This window comes from Pseudomonas sp. NFACC10-1, from assembly GCF_900119195.1.
In the GTDB taxonomy this organism is placed as follows: Bacteria; Pseudomonadota; Gammaproteobacteria; order Pseudomonadales; family Pseudomonadaceae; genus Aquipseudomonas; species Aquipseudomonas cerasi.
This window is the reverse complement of record NZ_FPJB01000002.1, coordinates 44,025-61,333: the sequence shown is the minus strand read 5'-3', so window position 1 is coordinate 61,333 and position 17,309 is coordinate 44,025. Positions and strand designations below refer to the sequence as shown.

The following is a 17,309-nucleotide window of genomic DNA, read 5'->3' as shown; positions in this document are numbered from 1 at the left end:
CATGAAAACGACCCATCTCCAGCACCACCCAAGCCTCGGTTACATAGCGGCGGGCAGTCTGCGCAGCCTCCCGGTGGGGCTACTGCTGCCCCATGAGTGCTCCAGCTTCATCTCGTTCCGCGCGCATCCGTTTCGCAAGCCTGAACGGGTGATCAGGAAACTGCATGCCGCACGGCGTCCGTTGTGCTTGTATGGGGCGGGTAGCTACTGTTTTTATGGTGTTCAGAGTGATTCACCGCTGTCTCCGCTGCTGCTGTGGGACGGTGCGCACTTTCTGAATGTTGGCGAAAAGATCACGGTTATCGAAGACACGCCAATCGAGTGTTATCTGGATCGTGATTACTTCGCGGGATCGCTCAAGGTCATTGCGCGTTCGGCCAACTCGGTCACTTACAGGAAAGTATCCAGGCTGACTGCGGAATCTAACGACGATCTCGACAGCTGGACCTTCGGCATTCCTGTCGGTCCAGGCGACGCCACTGTTCTCAATGCCGTCGTGAAGCGCATTCTGGAAATTGACATCCCGCACAAGGAGATACTGCTGTGCGGCACACCGGGAAGTAATTTCGCCTATTTCGACAAGGTCCGCATCGTGGGGGAGGACATCACTGCCCCGCCCGTGCAGATCTGCAAGAAGAAAAACCGTCTCGCACTGGAGGCCAGACACAGCAATCTGGTGATCCTGCACGACCGCGTCTTTCTGCCAAAACACTTCGGGGAAGTTGTCCGCCGCTTTGGCCCGCGCTATCCGTTGATGACCTTGCAAAGCATGTTCTTCGATAACCGAATCAGCATGCATCCGCGGCGTTACTCGGATTACGGCATGGCTATGGACGAGGTCGCGCAGGGGCTGCTGGGGCTGCACCGTACCAGCGGTAATGCTCAGTCCATTGCGCCGTCAATATTCCCGGACGTCGACCGGACCGGGTTCTGTTTCGCCAGCCCGATGCGCTACAACAGTGACGCCAGCTACCCGACAGGCAGCCTCTACATTTGTCGCAAGGATGTCTGGAATGCCTGCCCGCTGGACGAGTCCCTGCACTGGGTGGAGTACGAAGACATCGAGCATGCGTTGCGAGCGTCGCGCGTGGGTATTCCAAACCGTATCAATCCCTTTGGCATCACTCAGTCGGTGACCTCCCGGGCGCTGCTGGGTGGCAATGCTCCGGTCGAATCCGTTGACGGATGTCTCGGAATATCCGGGCCTTGTTATGTGTCCCTGCTGGAAAAGAAACCTCTTTTGAACCTGTCTGCCGAGACCGCACTGGCCAGATTGCGGCAGTTCGCTGACAAATACCTGGCCAATCCGTCGGCGGTCGTTATTCCAACCGGTCTTGATCACCTCCCTGTTCGAGCCTGGATCGAACTGATCGATAATGTAGTGCAGCAGTCCACGTTCAAAAACGACAGTGAGACGGTCAGAGCGTTTATCAACGACTTCGAGAGGCTCGTGTTGTTCGACCAGCTACCGAGCATGCGTCAGGAGTTTCTGGTCAATCGCTTCCTCACAGACCCTGTGCTGGCCAAACAGACACTGATCACACAGAGCTGCGAGGTGCGCAATATGTTGCGTCAACGCGGCAGGCAGACCTGGTTTGCTCGCCAGCAGGATGATTACTTTCACCACAACCTTCTGTCGCTCCCCGGCATTTTGATTTCGGCCATTCGTGCTTATCGAAACAACGGGAAAAGTTTCTATTTTGAAAGCCTGTGGGCTGCTGTGAAGGCCATCTACAACTCGACTCCCTTTATGTCCTACAGCAAGGGGGCGAAGTGAAGGTATTCGTCGTTTCTCATTTGAGCCCCAGCACCGCCAGCCATCAGTTGATCTGTCAGTTGGCGCGCATTCAGCACGAGCATAGGACGACCGTTCCCGTCCTTGTGATTGATGACCGTTACAACCTGGCCGAACTACCCGCCAGCGATTCATCGACCGAACACGCTTTGTTCAGCCTGGATGATTTTCTTCACTGCAATGCTCTAAGCGGCATCGTGGCAAACAGAGTTGCCCAGCATATGGATAAAGTCGAAAGCGACTGGGTGCTGATCGATTTTGGCCAGCATGACTCTGCTACCTGCATGGACTTCATCCAGAAAATTGCTCGCTACAACTATCTGAGCACCAAGCTGCGAAAGCGAAACCTCGTGATCATGGTGCCCGCCATGCACCTGGGCATTTATTCGCGAACCCTCAATGCGTCGTTCAACAATTTGCCGGCAAGCACAACAGCCTCAGCCCGTTCCGTTCAGATTGGCAGGCTATTCATGGTCACTCGTCTTGAAAGAGTACTGACAAGTCTTCCATTGCTGGCGGGCATCCTGCGTCGAATGCGGCGTGTTGCTCTGCGCGTCTTTCGGCGTGTTGCAAGATCCCATTGACCGATCTGCCGCTAGCCGTCGGTAGCAGGCGCTTCTCATTACAAGGTTAAACACATGCCTCATCTTGTGGCCGTCGACTCCAGAAAAATCAGCGTGGTTATTCAGGGTCCCCTGTATCGCAACCTGAGTTCCAAACGAAATATCTTCGCCTGCATCGCATCGATCCGTACGCACCTGCCAGATGCCGAAATCATCGTTTCGACCTGGCGTCATGAAGATACGTCCGATGTGAAGGCGGACCAGATCGTCATGTCGGATGATCCGGGTGCCTTCGTTGATGACGCCGGTAATCAGATCAACATCAATCGCATGCTGCGGTCGACGCTATGCGGTATTCAAAGCGCTTCAAGACCCTATGTCATGAAAATGCGCGCCGATCACAACCTGACCAGCGCTGCGCTGGCTGTCATAGGTCAGTCCGATGATACCGAGCCGGGGGAGACACAGCTGTTCGACACGCCCATCACCACCACGACGCTATATATTCGCGACCCTGAACGGTTGCCGATGTTGTTCCACATATCGGATCTCGTTCAATTCGGCACGCGCGAAGCAATGCTCGCCATGTGGGAGCAACCACTGTTCGAAAGGGACGCGCTTTTCAACGACAGGCCGTCTCGCAACCCGTTTGGAAACTTCATTGGCTACACGTCCGCGCGCCTGGTGAGCGAGCAGGCACTGATGCTGGGTGTCATGCGCAGGAAGGGCATCGACGCCCGGCTCGCACGACCCTGCGAGGTAGGGCTGAGCAACCTGAAGTTATGGGACAACGTCTTGAGACGCAACTTCAGAGTCCTCAACCACTGCGAGGCTGGCGTCGACTTCCCGGAACGTTTTCTGACCAGCCCCCGCGTACTGACCACACTCTACAAAGCCTCTGCGATAGAGCAATTGCAAAGGCTTGACCCGAAGGGCTACAGGCTGAGAATAGCGCGCATCTGGCTCAATCAATACCTGCTGACCTGCCTGCGCCCCGGCTGGTGGGTGTCCTTTGCGACCATCGTACTGTTCAGCACCTCACCGACTCTCGCCAAGCGCATTCGCTCGTACTGGCGCACGCTGAGGAACGTGGCGCATGCGGAGTCTTATCGGGTTTGAGGGCTGGGCGTGTGTAGGTATCGAAATACGTCACGCGTTACGCAAGCGTTCATCCAGCATATCCAGCAAAGCTTGCTGACTCATCGACGCCTGCTTTGCATAGCACGAGACCAGCAGCTCAAGCGGATGAATTCCGATCCTGGTCGCGAGCTGATCCAGCTTTTCAAGCGTCGGGCTCTTCAACCCGCGTTCGATCTCGGACAGATACGTCCTGCCGCTGACCCCGACAAAATCCTCCTGCGTGAGACCCTTCGCTTCGCGCGCTTCTTTCAGTGCTGCTCCGATTGCGTTGCTCAGATCCATTGCGCACCCCCTTTACAAAAGGAAGGGATTTCGCTTGAATGCACGTTATAGCGCTACACGCTATAGCATTCATTATGCCGAGTGCGCTTTACAAGGATGAGTCGCTGCCACAGCAAAGGAGTAGATGCTTCATGAGTCGTCACAAAGCCTGCGGATCATCGCAACGGCGTCAAGCATCAAGATACCTACCCATCTGCAAAAAATGTCGCGCTCTCCAGCGCCTGCGTTCGCGGATAGGTGTTCTAGCCGAGGCATCCCCAAAGCCCAAGCCCTCGACTGGCCCCCAAATCGTCAGCGCAATGTACGCCTATCTCATGACCAGCTGGGAAGAACTGCCCGAACAGAACAAGCGTGCGCTCGGCTTCGATTCAATCGTGGGCGGTGAAGAGGAAGAGGCAGCGCTGAATCGATTGGCAACGCTGTTTATGGAGTATGCGGATGTTTCCCTGCGCAGGGCGCTGGTGGCGCGGCGGAGGCGGTTGGGGAAGGGCGGTGGGTAGTTTCTGTGAGCAATTGGACAACCAGCAAAGTAATGCCAGCGGCTGATTTGGCGGGAAGCTTCTCAAGCAGATGATATCCACTGCCCAGCCGCAGGAAGAAAGCAGTAGGCATTAAAAAGCCGGCTTGTGGCCGGCTTCTCGTAGGCGGTTCTGATCTATTTTTGATAGACCGCAATCGCCTTCAACAGGTACGCCTCTTGAAGAAGCGCGAATAGACAACAGGGCAAACGGATCACATGCCCCGTTCAAACACCGCATCGCATGACTGCGTCAGGTACTCTGGATGGCGAACAGGATACTGAACTTCGCCTCCCATGCCCAGCCCGAATGCCTTTCAGCCGTAAACACCTCATAACAGCAGCATGGCATTGCGTCGGCTGTTCAGGGTCGACCACCAGAATATCCAGCCCAGAATCCTTATTTTTTCCCTGTCGATGTCTTCGGCGCTGAACAGTTCGTCCGGGTATTCGGCGTCGTTGTGGCTGCGCAGGCGCAGGCCGCCGTTGGGCAGGCGGTAGAGGTAGCGGACGCGCAGGATGCCGCCGTGTTCGAGGGCGTAGATTTCGCCGTCGATGACCTGGGTCAGTTCGCGGTCGACGCCGAGGATCGAGCCGTCCTGGATCTTGTCGGCCATGCTGTTGCCGACCATGGCGACGCACATGCAGTTTTTCGGGTCGATGCCCATGTTCTGCAGGACTTGCAGGGGCAGGCGGATTTTCTGTCCGGGGGCTTCGGCGAGGACGGTCTTGCCGAGGCCTTGGGTGGATTCCGCTTCCATGAAAATCTGGATTTCCACGTCGCCGCGCGACACGTTTCTGGCCTGATGAATGATGACGCGGGTATTGCCGCCGGTGTTTTCATTGGCGCATTCGTTAGGGTGTTTGGGGCCTTCGCCGGTGCGCAGCCAGCGGGCGTTAACGGTCAACAGTTCAGCCACCTCGTCAATCCGCGCCATGGGCACGCCACGCTTGAACCAGTTATTGACGTGTTGCGGCGTGATTTTGCGGTTGGCGGCAAAATCAGTCGCTGTGAGATGGCACTCCCGAAGGAGGATGCGGAGTCGATCACCTGATGTATTCATAGTGGCGAAGTCTACGGGCGTCGTCTGGGCGTTTAAATGAACGAGGTGTTGACGTCGACGTTATCCCAGGGTGGGCGTGGCTATCCGGACTACGGATGGAATGAATGTCGTGTAGGTGGATTCCGTAATAGCGCTTTTGGCGCTAAACGAGGTATTGCGCGTTTACCCCCGCTATACGGGCATTAACGAACTGTTCATTGAATGTCTAAAAGGCGGGCGCATTTTTAAACGTGCGTGCTGCAAAAAAACGGGTGATTTCGTTTCAGCAAGAGAGGTGTGCGGGGAGGTGCAGCGAGGAGGGGGGAGCGTGTTTCAGGGCACGGGTGTTCGCGCCCTGAAACGCCAGATCGGTGATCAGCCTTTGAAGGCCGCAACCGATTTGGTGATCTCGGCGCGGGCAGCGTCAGCGTTGCCCCAACCTTCGATCTTCACCCATTTGCCTTTTTCGAGATCCTTGTAGTTCTCGAAGAAGTGCTTGATTTGCTCCAGCAGCAGCGGCGGCAGATCGGTGTACTCTTTCACGTCGACGTACAGCTGGGACAGCTTGTCGTGTGGCACCGCGATAACTTTGGCATCGCCGCCGCCGTCGTCAGTCATGTGCAGGATGCCTACCGGGCGTGCGCGGATAACCGAGCCTGGAGTAACCGGGTATGGGGTTACCACCAGCACGTCCAGCGGGTCGCCGTCGTCAGCCAGGGTGTTGGGAATGAAACCGTAGTTGGCCGGGTAGAACATTGGGGTGGCCATGAAACGGTCAACGAACAGGCAATCGGAATCTTTGTCGATTTCGTATTTGATCGGCGCGTGGTTGGCCGGGATTTCGATCGCGACGTAGATGTCGTTCGGCAGGTCTTTACCCGCCGGAATCTTGCTGTAGCTCATTGGGCATTGCCCCCCTAGTTGACCAGACAGATTGTGGCGCGAACCGCCATAAAGTGGTCCGGATTATAGGCATATTCTGTTTTGGTTGCCACGCATGGCCTTGGCGGCCGTCAGCTGTCCCGGTAAGCCGGGTCCTGTTGACGCAGCAGGTCGAGCCGCGCCAGGGTGTCCTGGCGGTAGAACGCTTTCAGTTGTTCGTAGACTGCCGGGTAACTGCTGTGCAGCAGATCGGGTGCGCTGAAGAAGTATTCGCTGGTCACGGCGAAGAATTCGGCGGGGTCTTCGGCGGCATAGGGATCGATGGCGGGCTCGGCGTCGGGGTTGTGGTCCAGTTGCCGGTTGAGATCATCGAACGCGCTTTGCATGACGCGAGCCCATTCGGTCACCTGCATATCGCTGTGCAGCGGCGGCAGGCCATTGGCGTCGCCGTTGAGCATGTCGAGCTTGTGCGCCAGTTCATGGATCACCAGGTTGTAGCCATCCCAGTCGCCGCTGCTCAATACGCCGGGCCAGGCCAGAATCACCGGGCCCTGCAGCCAGGCCTCGCCACTGTGCTCGCCATCCCACTCGTGTTCGACGCCGCTGGCATCGCGATGGCGCTGCGGGCTGACGAAGTCGTCGGGGTACAACACGATTTCATGAAAACCCTGATACCAGTTCAGTTCGCCCAGGTTCAGCAGCGGCAGTTGCGCCTGGGCGGCGAGGAACAGCCGTTGTTCGTCATCCAGATCAACGCCCGGCAGTGCGCTGAGGTGTTTGTCATGCAGAAAAAGCACGCAGGCGTCACGCAGTTGCGCGTGTTGCTCACTGCTCAGGCCATCAAGGATCGGCAGACGTGCGCAGACGTTCTGCCATAGTTCTTCAGCAACCGGGTGTCGGGCCAGCGTGCGCTGCCTGCGCCAGTGGCTGAATGACCACATGGTTCAGCGCGCGTCGACCGGACGCGCGGTGCGGCTGCGCACCACGCCGATGACCATCGGCACCAGTGACAGCAGGATGATTGCCAGTACCAGGAAGGTCAGGTTGTGCTTGATGAATGGCACGTTGCCGAAGAAGAAGCCCAGGGTCACCAGACTGCCGACCCACAGCACCGAACCCAGCACGCTGAAGCCCACGAAGCGCGGATAGGACATCCTGCCCACACCGGCTACAAACGGCGCGAAGGTGCGGATAATCGGCAGGAAGCGCGCCAGCGTGACGGTCTTGCCGCCGTGGCGTGCGTAAAAATCCTGGGTGCGCAGCAGGTAGTCGCGGCGGAAGATGCGCGATGACGAATTGCTGAACAGTTTTTCGCCAACCGTGCGGCCAATCACGTAGTTGGTGCTGTCGCCCAGAATCGCTGCGAGCATCAGCAACCCGGCCAGCAGGACCGGGTCCATGCCGCCACCGGCAGCCACGGCGCCAGCGATGAACAGCAGCGAGTCGCCCGGCAGGAAGGGCATGATCACCAGCCCGGTCTCGCAGAAAATCACCAGAAACAGAATCGCGTAAACCCATGTGCCGTAGTTGGTCACCAACAGGTCAAGGTAAACGTCGAGATGCAGAATAAGGTCGAGCGGGTTGAATTCCATTAAAGCACCTGAGGCGAGAACCCTGTCCGGGGTCGCATGCGGAAGAAACGACTGTGCGTATGCGCGGCATTATAGAAGCAGAATGCGCAGAAGGGGCTTCGGAATAAGCGGCGGGGTTGAATGGGGGGGGGGAGCGGTACGTCTTCAGAAGGGATGAACAGGCCGCAACGTTCATCCGGGCTGATGCCATACGCCGGGCTGATTACGCGAATCGACCCGGCGGCTTGGAATGGCATAAGCCTGCATGGGGCCTAATGCGGCGCTGCAGGACCGTCGAGCAGGAAGTTGCCGATGGGTTTTTCTGAATGATCATCAGTGCCGTCTGATTCCAGAATCTGCAGCTCAGCTTCGTCCTTCAGATTGACCCCGGAAATCTGCCGCCTGCAGGCCTCGCGCATCAGGTACAGCAGCCGATGAGCGGCCATGCCGTAGCTCAAGCCTTCCAGGCGCACATTGGAAATACAGTTGCGGTGCGCGTCGTTCAGCCCGACCTTTGGCGCGTAGGTGAAGTACAGGCCCAGACTGTCCGGGGAGCTGAGACCGGGGCGCTCGCCGATCAGAATGACCACCATCTTCGCACCGAGCAGTTCGCCGACCTCATCGGCCACCGCGACGCGGCCCTGTTCGACCATGATCACTGGCGACAGCGACCAGCCCTCGGCACTGGCCTGTTCTTCCAGGCGAATGAGGAAAGGCACCGCATGCCGATGCACCGCCAGGGCGGACAGACCGTCGGCTACCACTACCGCCAGATCAAGACCGCCCGGATGAGCCGCAGCATAGTCACGCAACGTCTGCGCTGATTCGTCATTCAGGCGACGGCCCAGGTCCGGGCGCTGCAGGTAGCTGTCCCGGTCGGTCGCGGCGCTGTGCAGCAACAGGGTTTCACGACCTTTTTCGGTCAGTTGTGCGCTGATCGCGGCATGGTCGAAGGCCAGATGCACCGCGTCGCGTGCCTGCGCATGAGCGGCTTGAAAGTCCAGTTGCGCAGAGGTCGGCAGGCTGGTGCCGGTACGACCCAACGCAATACGCGCGGGGGTCAGGCGGCGCAGTTCCAGCCAGGGATTGGTGGGGGCGGCGCTGTCTTGTAGTTCGTTCATCGGCTCGTCACTCATGCTAGATGCGCCAGCGCCTGACGGAAGGCAGGCGGCAGGCTGTCGCCGAAGCGCACACGACCGTCGGCCTGGGTGAAGATGCCCATTTTCTCCAGCCAGGCTTCGTATTCCGGTGCAGGACGCAGGCCCAGGCTTTGCCTGGCGTACAGCGCGTCGTGGAACGAGGTGGTCTGGTAGTTGAGCATGATGTCGTCGGAGCCGGGAATGCCCATGATGAAGTTGATCCCCGCGACGCCCAGCAATGTCAGCAGAGTGTCCATGTCGTCCTGATCGGCCTCTGCGTGGTTGGTGTAGCAGATGTCACAGCCCATCGGTACGCCCAGCAGTTTGCCGCAGAAGTGATCCTCCAGACCGGCGCGGATGATCTGTTTGCCGTTGTACAGGTACTCGGGGCCGATGAAGCCGACCACGGTGTTGACCAGAAACGGATTGAAATGCCGGGCGACGGCATAGGCGCGGGTCTCGCAGGTCTGCTGGTCGACGCCATGGTGCGCGTTGGCCGACAGCGCGCTGCCTTGCCCGGTCTCGAAATACATCAGGTTTTGCCCGAGGGTGCCGCGGTTCAGGCTCAGGCCCGCTTCATAGCCTTCCTGCAACAGCTTGAGACTGATGCCGAAGCTGGCGTTGGCGGCTTCAGTGCCGGTGATCGACTGAAACACCAGATCGACCGGTACGCCACGGTTGATCACTTCAATCGAGGTGGTGACGTGGGTCAGCACGCAGGATTGCGTAGGGATTTCATAGCGCTGGACAATGGCGTCGAGCATTTCCAGCAGAGCAACGATGGACGAGGTGCTGTCAGTGGCCGGGTTGATGCCGATCATGGCATCGCCGTTACCGTACAGCAGGCCGTCGAGCACGCTGGCGGCAATGCCGGACGGGTCGTCGGTGGGGTGATTGGGTTGCAGGCGTGTCGACAGACGGCCGCGCAGGCCCATGGTGTTACGGAAGCGCGTGACCACGCGGATTTTCTGCGCCACCAGCACCAGATCCTGCACACGCATGATCTTTGAAACGGCAGCGGCCATTTCCGGGGTCAGGCCGGGGGCCAGCGCGCGCAGACTGGTTTCGTCGGCCTTGTCGCTGAGCAGCCAGTCGCGAAAGCCGCCGACTGTCAGATGACTGACCGGGGCAAACGCCAGTTTGTCGTGGGTGTCGATGATCAGCCGGGTAACTTCGTCCTGTTCGTAAGGGATCAGGGCTTCTTCAAGAAAGTGCTTGAGCGGAATGTTCGCCAGCGCCATCTGCGCTGCGACTCGCTCACCGTCGTTCTGCGCCGCGACTTCGGCCAGATAGTCACCGGAGCGCGCAGGACTGGCCTTGGCCATGACTTCTTTGAGGCTGTCGAAGCGGTACGTCTGCGCACCGACAGAATGGGAAAAGCTCGCCATACAGATTCTCCATGACGTCGCGCTGCTTGCGTCGGACGTAGTCTTTCGCTGAAACGGATACGTCCCGGTTCAAACGACTGTGGGAAGCGATGCAAGCAATTAATACTCCATCCTGACCGGGAGTGCGAGTTTGCAACCATGAACGGAGGATTCAGAGCAAAGATGCATCACGCCAGGGCGGTGGGCCAAGGCGCGATGCACAGGGTTGGTGCGCGATGTTTTTGAGATGACTATCGCGCAGTGCGCGGGAGCGATAAACATCTTGAGACGACTATCGTGCCAATGCTCCGCGTTGGCATGCAGTTCGTGACGCTTTGCGTCATATCGCGGGCGGGTGCTAGAAGAAACCCAGCGGGTTGGTGTCGTAGCTCACCAGCAGGTTTTTGGTCTGTTGATAATGCTCAAGCGCGATTTTGTGGGTTTCGCGGCCGACGCCGGATTTCTTGTAGCCACCGAACGCGGCGTGTGCCGGGTACAGGTGGTAGCAGTTGGTCCACACGCGTCCGGCCTTGATCGCCCGGCCCACGCGGTAGGCGCGGTTGATGTCGCGGGTCCACAGGCCTGCGCCCAGACCGAACTCGGTATCGTTGGCGATGGCCACGGCTTCTGCTTCGTCCTTGAAGGTCGTGACGCTGACCACCGGGCCGAAGATTTCTTCCTGGAACACGCGCATTTTATTGTTGCCTTTGAGCAGCGTCGGCTGAATGTAGTAGCCAGTGGACAGGTTGCCCTCCAGCTTCTCCACTTTGCCGCCGGTCAACAGCTCTGCGCCTTCGCCCTTGGCGATGTCCAGGTACGAAAGAATCTTGTCGAATTGTTGCTCGGATGCCTGCGCGCCGACCATGGTGTCGGTGTCCAGCGGGTCGCCGCGCTTGATCTTCTCGACCTTGCGCATCACCGCTTCCATGAACTGCGGATAGATCGACTCCTGCACCAGCGCGCGAGACGGGCAGGTGCAGACTTCGCCCTGATTGAAGAACGCCAGCACCAGGCCTTCGGCGGCCTTGTCGATGAACTCAGGCTCGGCGCTCATGATGTCTTCGAAGAAGATGTTCGGCGACTTGCCGCCCAGTTCCACGGTGGACGGGATGATGTTGTCCGCAGCCAGTTTCATGATGTGTGAGCCGACCGGTGTCGAGCCGGTAAAGGCGATTTTGGCGATGCGTTTGCTGCTGGCCAGCGCTTCACCCGCTTCGCGGCCATAACCCTGCACGATGTTCAGCACGCCGGGAGGCAGCAGGTCGCCGATCAGTTCGATCAGCACGCTGATGCCCAGCGGCGTCTGCTCGGCAGGTTTGAGCACGATACAATTACCGGCAGCCAGCGCAGGGGCGAGTTTCCAGGCGGCCATCAGGAGCGGGAAGTTCCACGGGATGATCTGCCCGACCACGCCCAGCGGCTCATGAATGTGATAGGCCACGGTATTGCCGTCGATTTCGGCGGCGCTGCCTTCCTGCGCACGCAGCACGCCGGCGAAGTAGCGGAAATGGTCGGCAGCCAGCGGAATATCGGCGTTGAGGGTTTCGCGGATTGCCTTGCCGTTGTCCCAGGTTTCGGTGATGGCCAGGACTTCCAGATTGGCTTCGATGCGATCGGCAATCTTCAGCAGGACCAGCGAGCGGGCCTGCACCGAGGTCGAGCCCCAGGCCGCAGCGGCAGCGTGCGCGGCGTCGAGTGCCTTGTCGATGTCTTCGGCGGTGGAGCGCGGAAACTCTGCAATGGCCTTGCCGGTGACCGGCGAGGTGTTGGTGAAATACTGGCCTTTCACCGGTGCGACGAACTCGCCGCCGATGTAGTTACCGTAGCGTTCCTTGAAGTTGACGATAGCGCCTTCGGTACCGGGATGAGCGTAACGCATGGTATGTCTCCTGGTTCTTGTTGTGAGGGAGTCTGTGTCGATTCTGCTTTCGGGTATCTGGCAATAAGCGTTCAAGAATAGGCCATTTGCATTCGGCCGTGGCTAGGACTTTAGGCTTATCTGCCTGGCATTGAAATGGCTTGCGCGCGCGAGACGACGGACAAACTCAGGGTGCCATTTCACCGTCCCTACGTTAACCTGCGCAGATGTTCTGAGAGGTTGGTCATGCATATTCATATCCTTGGTATCTGCGGCACGTTCATGGGGTCTCTGGCGGTGCTCGCCAAAGAGTTGGGGCACCGGGTCACGGGCTCCGACGCCAATGTCTATCCACCGATGAGCACCCAGCTCCAGGCGCAGGGCATCGAGCTGACCCAAGGCTATGATCCCGTGCAACTGATTCCCGCGCCGGACCTGGTAGTGGTCGGCAACGCGCTGTCGCGTGGCAACCCTGCGGTTGAATATGTGCTCAACACCGGTTTGCCGTATGTGTCTGGCCCGCAGTGGCTGGCGGACCATGTGCTGCAAGGCCGCTGGGTACTGGCCGTGGCCGGCACGCACGGCAAGACCACCACCAGCAGCATGCTGGCCTGGGTGCTGGAACACGCGGGCATGAGCCCCGGCTTCCTGATCGGCGGCATCCCGCAGAACTTCGCCGTGTCGGCGCGTCTGGGCGAGACCCCGTTCTTTGTGGTCGAGGCCGATGAGTACGACAGCGCGTTCTTCGACAAACGCTCCAAGTTCGTTCACTACCGCCCACGGACAGCGATCCTCAACAATCTTGAGTTCGATCATGCCGACATCTTCCCCGATCTGCCGGCCATCGAACGCCAGTTTCACCATCTGGTGCGTACTATCCCGAGTGAAGGCCTGGTGATCCATCCGACTACCGAGCCGGCGTTGTCGCGGGTCATCGAGATGGGCTGCTGGACGCCGGTACAGACCACAGGCCAGAACGGTCAGTGGCAGGCACGACTGTTGAGCGAAGACGGCTCGCGCTTTGAAGTGCTGTTCGAAGGCGAGCTTCAAGGCACCGTCGACTGGGACATGACCGGTCAGCACAACGTAGCAAACGCCCTGGCGACGCTGGCAGCCGCTCGCCATGTTGGCGTGGTGCCGCTGCTGGGTGTGCAGGCGCTCAGTGCATTCAAGAGCGTCAAACGGCGTATGGAAAAGGTCGCCGACGTGCGCGGCATCACTATTTATGATGACTTCGCTCATCATCCCACGGCCATCGCCACCACGCTGGACGGCCTGCGCAAAAAGGTCGGTGATGCGTCGATCATTGCAGTCATCGAGCCGCGCTCCAACTCGATGAAGCTTGGCGCGCATCGCGATGGCTTGCGGGAAAGCGTGAGTCAGGCGGATCAGGTGGTCTGGTATGCGCCGCCCAATCTGGGCTGGGACCTGGCGGCAACAGTGGCGGGAGGCACTGTGCCCGCGTTGGTCTGTGATTCCCTCGAGGCAATCATCGCCCAGGTCAAAAGCCAGGCGCAGCCCGGCACGCACATTGTGATCATGAGCAACGGCGGCTTTGGCGGTCTGCATGGCAAACTGGCGGAGGCGTTGCAATGAGCGGCCCGGAGCGCGTCACCGTCGCGATGACCGGTGCATCAGGCGCGCAATATGGCCTGCGCCTGCTGGATTGTCTGGTGCGTGAGGACCGGGAAGTACATTTCCTGATCTCCAAGGCGGCGCAACTGGTGATGGCCACCGAGACCGACGTGCGCCTGCCGCCCAAGGCGATGATGATGCAGGCGTTTCTGACGGAGTACACCGGTGCGTCTGCCGGGCAGATTCGCGTCTATGGACGCGATGACTGGATGTCGCCAGTGGCCTCCGGCTCGGGTGCGCCCAGCGCGATGGTGGTGGTGCCGTGTTCCACCGGTTCGCTGTCGGCGATTGCCACCGGGGCTTGCAACAATCTGATCGAGCGCGCCGCTGACGTCACGCTGAAAGAGCGGCGCCAGTTGATTCTGGTGCCGCGCGAAGCGCCGTATTCCAGCATTCATCTGGAACACATGCTCAAGCTGTCGAATATGGGCGCAGTGATTTTGCCGGCGTCTCCCGGCTTTTATCACCAGCCGCAGACCATCGACGACCTGGTGGACTTTATCGTCGCGCGGATCCTCAACCTGCTGAATATTCCTCAGGACATGTTGCCGCGCTGGGGCGAACACCATATTGGCGGCGATGAATAAGCTGCTGCTGGTAGCGCTTGCGCTGGCGCTGACCGGATGCGCAACGGCACGCACGCTCAATGCGGCCAAACCTGGTGCGCCGGTGGTGTATGCCGGTACGCGGTTGAATATGTACGCGCTGCAGGGTGGTTGCTGTGCCGCCGACCGATTCGGCGCAGACGCTCCCAGCTACCCTGGCCTGGACCTGCCTGGCAGTGCGCTGCTCGACACCCTGCTGCTGCCACTGTCATTGCTGACCGCGGCGGGACTGGGGGTTCAGGCTACAGGCGGGCTTTAGGGGGCGGAGCGACACCTGGGCTATCGGGTAAGGCTCCCTTGGGTGACGCAGAGCGTCACGAACTGCATTCCCACGCGGAGCGCGGGAACGATCAGCGCTGGGCCCCGGCGATCATCACCTACTTGCCCAGCTTGCGCAGCTCATCCGATTCGACGATCCGTTCGCCGTTCTGCTCTTCCAGCGCCAGCCGCCACAGGGCGCGGGCCAGTTGGCAGGCTTCGATGGCGCCGTATTTGCCGGGGATCAGTTTGGCGATAGGTGCCGCCAGTTGCTCGACCCAGCGGGTTTCAGGACGGCTGCCCACCAGCAGGGAAGGGCGGGCGATGGTCAGTTGCGGCCAGCCTTGCGCACGAAGCGCCTGTTCCATTTCGCCTTTGACACGGTTGTAAAAGGTACTGGACGCCGGGTCTGCGCCGACTGCGCTGATCACCAGCAAGTGGCGAGCACCGAGTTCGCGGGCGCGGCTGGCGAACGCCGTGACCATGTCCAGATCGACGGCCTTGAAGGCTTCCTGTGAACCGGCCTGTTTGATCGTGGTGCCCAGGCAACAGAATGCGATGTCCACCCGGCCGGACAGCGTTGGCAGCAAGGTCGCCAGCTCGCCGATCGGGTTTTCCAGGTGCGAGTGCTCGGCCAGCGGCTTGCGGGTCGGTGCCAACACGCGGCTGACGGTCGGCTCGCTGAGCAGCCGGTCCAGCAAATGCTCGCCTGTAAGGCCTGTGGCTCCTGCGAGCAGGATGTGTTGCGGCGTCAGGTACATGTGGCTTCTCCCTTAATACACATAAGCCTAGCGGCTAGTCGAAGTCTTCGCTTCCGTGCGGTTCAACGCCGTACTCAACGCGCGTTCGGCCTGGCTCTTGCGCAACTGCTGCCAGCGCGCCAGGACTCCTTTGGGTGCCCATATCTGCGGTTCGGAGGCTTCGAAGTTGTCTTCGGTCTCACGTTGCGCAACATAGGCCTTCGCTTCGTTGAAAGCGTGTTGCAGGTCATCGGTTTCGACCAATGCCCTGGCAAATAGTGCATCGCCAAAATAAGTGAAGTCCGCTTCTTCCGAGCAGCCGAACGAGACACGGTCGGCGCGCGAGGCGGTCATGATCAGCGTGCGCTCATCTTTCAGGTCGGGAATGAACCCGCCCGAATAACAGGCTGAAATCACCACGACCTTGTCACGGTTCTTCAATGGCGCGAGGGCTGCTGCCAGGGCGTCGGCGGGCAGGTCTGCCAGCGACAGGCGCGGCTGGTCGAGCACCAGTTCATGATCCTGAGTGCCGTGGCTGGTCAGGTAAATGAACACCAGATCTTCCGGGCCGGTGCGCTGGGCGAGTGTCTGCACTGCGCGGGTGATGGTTTCACGCGTCGCCATCGGCCGGTCGTCCATGTGATCGCGATGATTGACCAGGCTGACCTGTCCGACGGCCCCGAAACGCGACTTGAGTAGATTGCTCACGTAGTCCGCCTCGCGCATGAACACGCTCTGCTTGCCGTCGCCACCTACCACGAGCGTGTACAGCTCGGTAGCGGGTGTCGACGCCGGCACGGCTGCCAGTGCCTTGTCCAGCAGCGAACCCTGGACCAGCAGCCCTGCTTCCAGTGGGTCCGGCAGCAATTTGCCTTTGGCATCACGGATCCGCTGACCATTGGCCCAGATGCCGCGCTGCTCCTTGCCATCGGCGGAAATCAGCACACCGTCGCCCTGGTAAGTGTCATCGGCAAACTGGCCGATGTAACGGCTGCCATCGGCCAGCAGCAACTGGCCCTGACCCATGAAGCGCCAGTTGTCGAAATCACCCTGATAGCGGCTGCCGTCAGAGCCGATCAACTCGCCTTTGCCGGTCAGCGCGCCTTCCTTGAATTCACCGCTCCAGACGTCGCCGTCACTGTTTTCGTAGCGACCCTTGCCATCCAGCTGGCTGTTGTGGAAATTACCGACGTATTGATCGCCGTCAGCGCTGGTGAAGCTGCCGGTGCCCTGCAATTGTCCGTCGATGAAATTGCCGCTGTACTGGTTGCCGCTGGCGTCGCTGCGCGAACCCTCGCCATTGGCCTTGCCATTGGCGAACATGCCCTGATGCTGGCTGCCGTCTTCCAGCTCCAGGCGACCGGGCCCGTCGTACACGCCGGCCTTGAACTGGCCACGGTAAAGCACGCCCTTGTCTTTCTGGGTGCCTTCGCCGTCGCGCATGCCAAGCTTGAAGTTGCCGACATAACTCGCGCCAGCGCGGGTGGTCAGGCGGCCCTGGCCATTGAACAGACCTTGCTCGAAGCCACCCTTGTAGACGTCGCCGGTGCTGGAGTGCCATTCGCCCTGACCTTGACGCAGGCCGTTTTCGAACTGACCTGCGTACCAACTGCCGTTGGGGTAATCGATGCGGCCCTGGCCCTGTAGAACGCCATTGACCAGATCGCCCCGGTAGCGTCCGCCGTCGGGCAGGCGGCCGTCTGGCGGCAAAATTGATTCGCCATCACCGCAACCTGCGATCAAGAGTGTCAAAGCCAATGGAGCGAGCGCGCGCATGTGAGATCCCGGAAGAATGATTCAGGGGCGAGCCCGGCTCCGCTTGAGCAGATGTTAGGGGGCACGACCGCAGGGGAGTATGCCGCAGCGGGTCAGCGGGATGAAACAGTCTGTTACGACTGTTTCATGTTTTAAACG

Annotated in this window: 17 protein-coding genes; 7 read left to right on the top strand and 10 right to left on the bottom strand. The window is 59.7% G+C overall.

What is annotated here, in order from left to right; all coding sequences use genetic code 11:
• Nucleotide 1 precedes the first annotated feature (1 nt).
• From BT119_RS04940 to BT119_RS04930, 3 genes are read left to right on the top strand one after another with little or no spacing between them, the layout of a single operon-like run.
• Nucleotides 2-1,777 (top strand): hypothetical protein, encoded by a 1,776-nt coding sequence (locus BT119_RS04940; protein WP_003431893.1) that lies wholly within the window; start codon nt 2-4, stop codon nt 1,775-1,777.
• Nucleotides 1,774-2,379: a hypothetical protein gene (locus BT119_RS04935; protein WP_003431890.1), complete on the top strand. Its 606-nt coding sequence runs from the start codon at nt 1,774-1,776 to the stop codon at nt 2,377-2,379. Before BT119_RS04940 ends, BT119_RS04935 begins: the two co-directional genes overlap by 4 nt.
• A gap of 54 nt (nt 2,380-2,433) precedes the next feature.
• The gene (locus tag BT119_RS04930; RefSeq protein WP_072364977.1) at nt 2,434-3,477 is read left to right on the top strand and encodes a WavE lipopolysaccharide synthesis family protein; all 1,044 of its coding nucleotides are present in this window, start codon (nt 2,434-2,436) and stop codon (nt 3,475-3,477) included.
• 30 nt (nt 3,478-3,507) lie between these two features.
• On the opposite strand, the gene BT119_RS04925 is transcribed toward BT119_RS04930, so the two are convergent.
• Nucleotides 3,508-3,780 (bottom strand): helix-turn-helix domain-containing protein, encoded by a 273-nt coding sequence (locus BT119_RS04925; protein ID WP_003317245.1) that lies wholly within the window; start codon nt 3,778-3,780, stop codon nt 3,508-3,510.
• Between the two features lie 299 nt (nt 3,781-4,079).
• Between BT119_RS04925 and BT119_RS26225 the strand changes: the two genes are divergently transcribed.
• Nucleotides 4,080-4,280: a hypothetical protein gene (locus tag BT119_RS26225; protein WP_083553781.1), complete on the top strand. Its 201-nt coding sequence runs from the start codon at nt 4,080-4,082 to the stop codon at nt 4,278-4,280.
• A gap of 349 nt (nt 4,281-4,629) precedes the next feature.
• On the opposite strand, the gene BT119_RS04915 is transcribed toward BT119_RS26225, so the two are convergent.
• The 7 genes from BT119_RS04915 to BT119_RS04885 form a co-directional block, all read right to left on the bottom strand.
• Nucleotides 4,630-5,361, bottom strand: a complete 732-nt coding sequence (locus tag BT119_RS04915; RefSeq protein WP_032609236.1) for a LexA family transcriptional regulator — start codon at nt 5,359-5,361, stop codon at nt 4,630-4,632.
• Nucleotides 5,362-5,715: 354 nt separating this feature from the next.
• Nucleotides 5,716-6,243, bottom strand: a complete 528-nt coding sequence (gene ppa / locus BT119_RS04910) for an inorganic diphosphatase (RefSeq protein WP_003366402.1) — start codon at nt 6,241-6,243, stop codon at nt 5,716-5,718.
• Between the two features lie 110 nt (nt 6,244-6,353).
• On the bottom strand, nt 6,354-7,163 hold the full coding sequence (locus BT119_RS04905; RefSeq protein WP_054081320.1) for a M90 family metallopeptidase: 810 nt from the start codon (nt 7,161-7,163) through the stop codon (nt 6,354-6,356).
• Nucleotides 7,164-7,166: 3 nt separating this feature from the next.
• A complete protein-coding gene (locus BT119_RS04900) occupies nt 7,167-7,814 on the bottom strand; it encodes a DedA family protein (RefSeq protein ID WP_003366404.1) in 648 nt (215 codons plus the stop codon).
• A gap of 251 nt (nt 7,815-8,065) precedes the next feature.
• The gene (eutC, locus tag BT119_RS04895; protein ID WP_072364975.1) at nt 8,066-8,929 is read right to left on the bottom strand and encodes an ethanolamine ammonia-lyase subunit EutC; all 864 of its coding nucleotides are present in this window, start codon (nt 8,927-8,929) and stop codon (nt 8,066-8,068) included.
• Nucleotides 8,926-10,320: an ethanolamine ammonia-lyase subunit EutB gene (locus BT119_RS04890; protein WP_004407936.1), complete on the bottom strand. Its 1,395-nt coding sequence runs from the start codon at nt 10,318-10,320 to the stop codon at nt 8,926-8,928. The genes eutC and BT119_RS04890 overlap by 4 nt, the downstream gene beginning before the upstream one ends.
• Nucleotides 10,321-10,657: 337 nt before the next feature.
• Entirely contained in the window at nt 10,658-12,178 is a 1,521-nt protein-coding gene (locus BT119_RS04885) for an acetaldehyde dehydrogenase ExaC (protein ID WP_044310536.1), read from the bottom strand.
• A gap of 225 nt (nt 12,179-12,403) precedes the next feature.
• Between BT119_RS04885 and mpl the strand changes: the two genes are divergently transcribed.
• From mpl to BT119_RS04870, 3 genes are read left to right on the top strand one after another with little or no spacing between them, the layout of a single operon-like run.
• Entirely contained in the window at nt 12,404-13,753 is a 1,350-nt protein-coding gene (gene mpl / locus BT119_RS04880; protein ID WP_058397706.1) for a UDP-N-acetylmuramate:L-alanyl-gamma-D-glutamyl-meso-diaminopimelate ligase, read from the top strand.
• Nucleotides 13,750-14,379 carry a flavin prenyltransferase UbiX gene (gene ubiX, locus BT119_RS04875; protein ID WP_003366410.1) on the top strand — a complete coding sequence of 210 codons (630 nt, stop codon included), beginning with the start codon at nt 13,750-13,752 and terminating at the stop codon, nt 14,377-14,379. The genes mpl and ubiX overlap by 4 nt, the downstream gene beginning before the upstream one ends.
• Nucleotides 14,372-14,656 carry a YceK/YidQ family lipoprotein gene (locus BT119_RS04870; protein ID WP_003366412.1) on the top strand — a complete coding sequence of 95 codons (285 nt, stop codon included), beginning with the start codon at nt 14,372-14,374 and terminating at the stop codon, nt 14,654-14,656. Before ubiX ends, BT119_RS04870 begins: the two co-directional genes overlap by 8 nt.
• A gap of 118 nt (nt 14,657-14,774) precedes the next feature.
• Here the strand turns inward: BT119_RS04870 and BT119_RS04865 are convergent, their stop codons facing one another.
• Together BT119_RS04865 and BT119_RS04860 are read right to left on the bottom strand one after the other, a co-directional pair.
• A complete protein-coding gene (locus BT119_RS04865) occupies nt 14,775-15,416 on the bottom strand; it encodes an NAD(P)H-binding protein (protein WP_003431871.1) in 642 nt (213 codons plus the stop codon).
• A gap of 27 nt (nt 15,417-15,443) precedes the next feature.
• A complete protein-coding gene (locus BT119_RS04860; RefSeq protein ID WP_003366418.1) occupies nt 15,444-17,171 on the bottom strand; it encodes a C13 family peptidase in 1,728 nt (575 codons plus the stop codon).
• Nucleotides 17,172-17,309: the final 138 nt, after the last annotated feature.

What these genes read in the sequence shown, in the direction of transcription:
- BT119_RS04940 (WP_003431893.1), top strand. Translation starts at nt 2, where the DNA reads ATGAAAACGACCCATCTCCAGCACCACCCAAGCCTCGGTTACATAGCG.
- BT119_RS04930 (WP_072364977.1), top strand. Translation starts at nt 2,434, where the DNA reads ATGCCTCATCTTGTGGCCGTCGACTCCAGAAAAATCAGCGTGGTTATT.
- BT119_RS04925 (WP_003317245.1), bottom strand. Translation starts at nt 3,780, where the DNA reads ATGGATCTGAGCAACGCAATCGGAGCAGCACTGAAAGAAGCGCGCGAA.
- BT119_RS26225 (WP_083553781.1), top strand. Translation starts at nt 4,080, where the DNA reads ATGTACGCCTATCTCATGACCAGCTGGGAAGAACTGCCCGAACAGAAC.
- BT119_RS04915 (WP_032609236.1), bottom strand. Translation starts at nt 5,361, where the DNA reads ATGAATACATCAGGTGATCGACTCCGCATCCTCCTTCGGGAGTGCCAT.
- ppa (WP_003366402.1), bottom strand. Translation starts at nt 6,243, where the DNA reads ATGAGCTACAGCAAGATTCCGGCGGGTAAAGACCTGCCGAACGACATC.
- BT119_RS04905 (WP_054081320.1), bottom strand. Translation starts at nt 7,163, where the DNA reads ATGTGGTCATTCAGCCACTGGCGCAGGCAGCGCACGCTGGCCCGACAC.
- BT119_RS04900 (WP_003366404.1), bottom strand. Translation starts at nt 7,814, where the DNA reads ATGGAATTCAACCCGCTCGACCTTATTCTGCATCTCGACGTTTACCTT.
- eutC (WP_072364975.1), bottom strand. Translation starts at nt 8,929, where the DNA reads ATGAGTGACGAGCCGATGAACGAACTACAAGACAGCGCCGCCCCCACC.
- BT119_RS04890 (WP_004407936.1), bottom strand. Translation starts at nt 10,320, where the DNA reads ATGGCGAGCTTTTCCCATTCTGTCGGTGCGCAGACGTACCGCTTCGAC.
- BT119_RS04885 (WP_044310536.1), bottom strand. Translation starts at nt 12,178, where the DNA reads ATGCGTTACGCTCATCCCGGTACCGAAGGCGCTATCGTCAACTTCAAG.
- mpl (WP_058397706.1), top strand. Translation starts at nt 12,404, where the DNA reads ATGCATATTCATATCCTTGGTATCTGCGGCACGTTCATGGGGTCTCTG.
- ubiX (WP_003366410.1), top strand. Translation starts at nt 13,750, where the DNA reads ATGAGCGGCCCGGAGCGCGTCACCGTCGCGATGACCGGTGCATCAGGC.
- BT119_RS04870 (WP_003366412.1), top strand. Translation starts at nt 14,372, where the DNA reads ATGAATAAGCTGCTGCTGGTAGCGCTTGCGCTGGCGCTGACCGGATGC.
- BT119_RS04865 (WP_003431871.1), bottom strand. Translation starts at nt 15,416, where the DNA reads ATGTACCTGACGCCGCAACACATCCTGCTCGCAGGAGCCACAGGCCTT.
- BT119_RS04860 (WP_003366418.1), bottom strand. Translation starts at nt 17,171, where the DNA reads ATGCGCGCGCTCGCTCCATTGGCTTTGACACTCTTGATCGCAGGTTGC.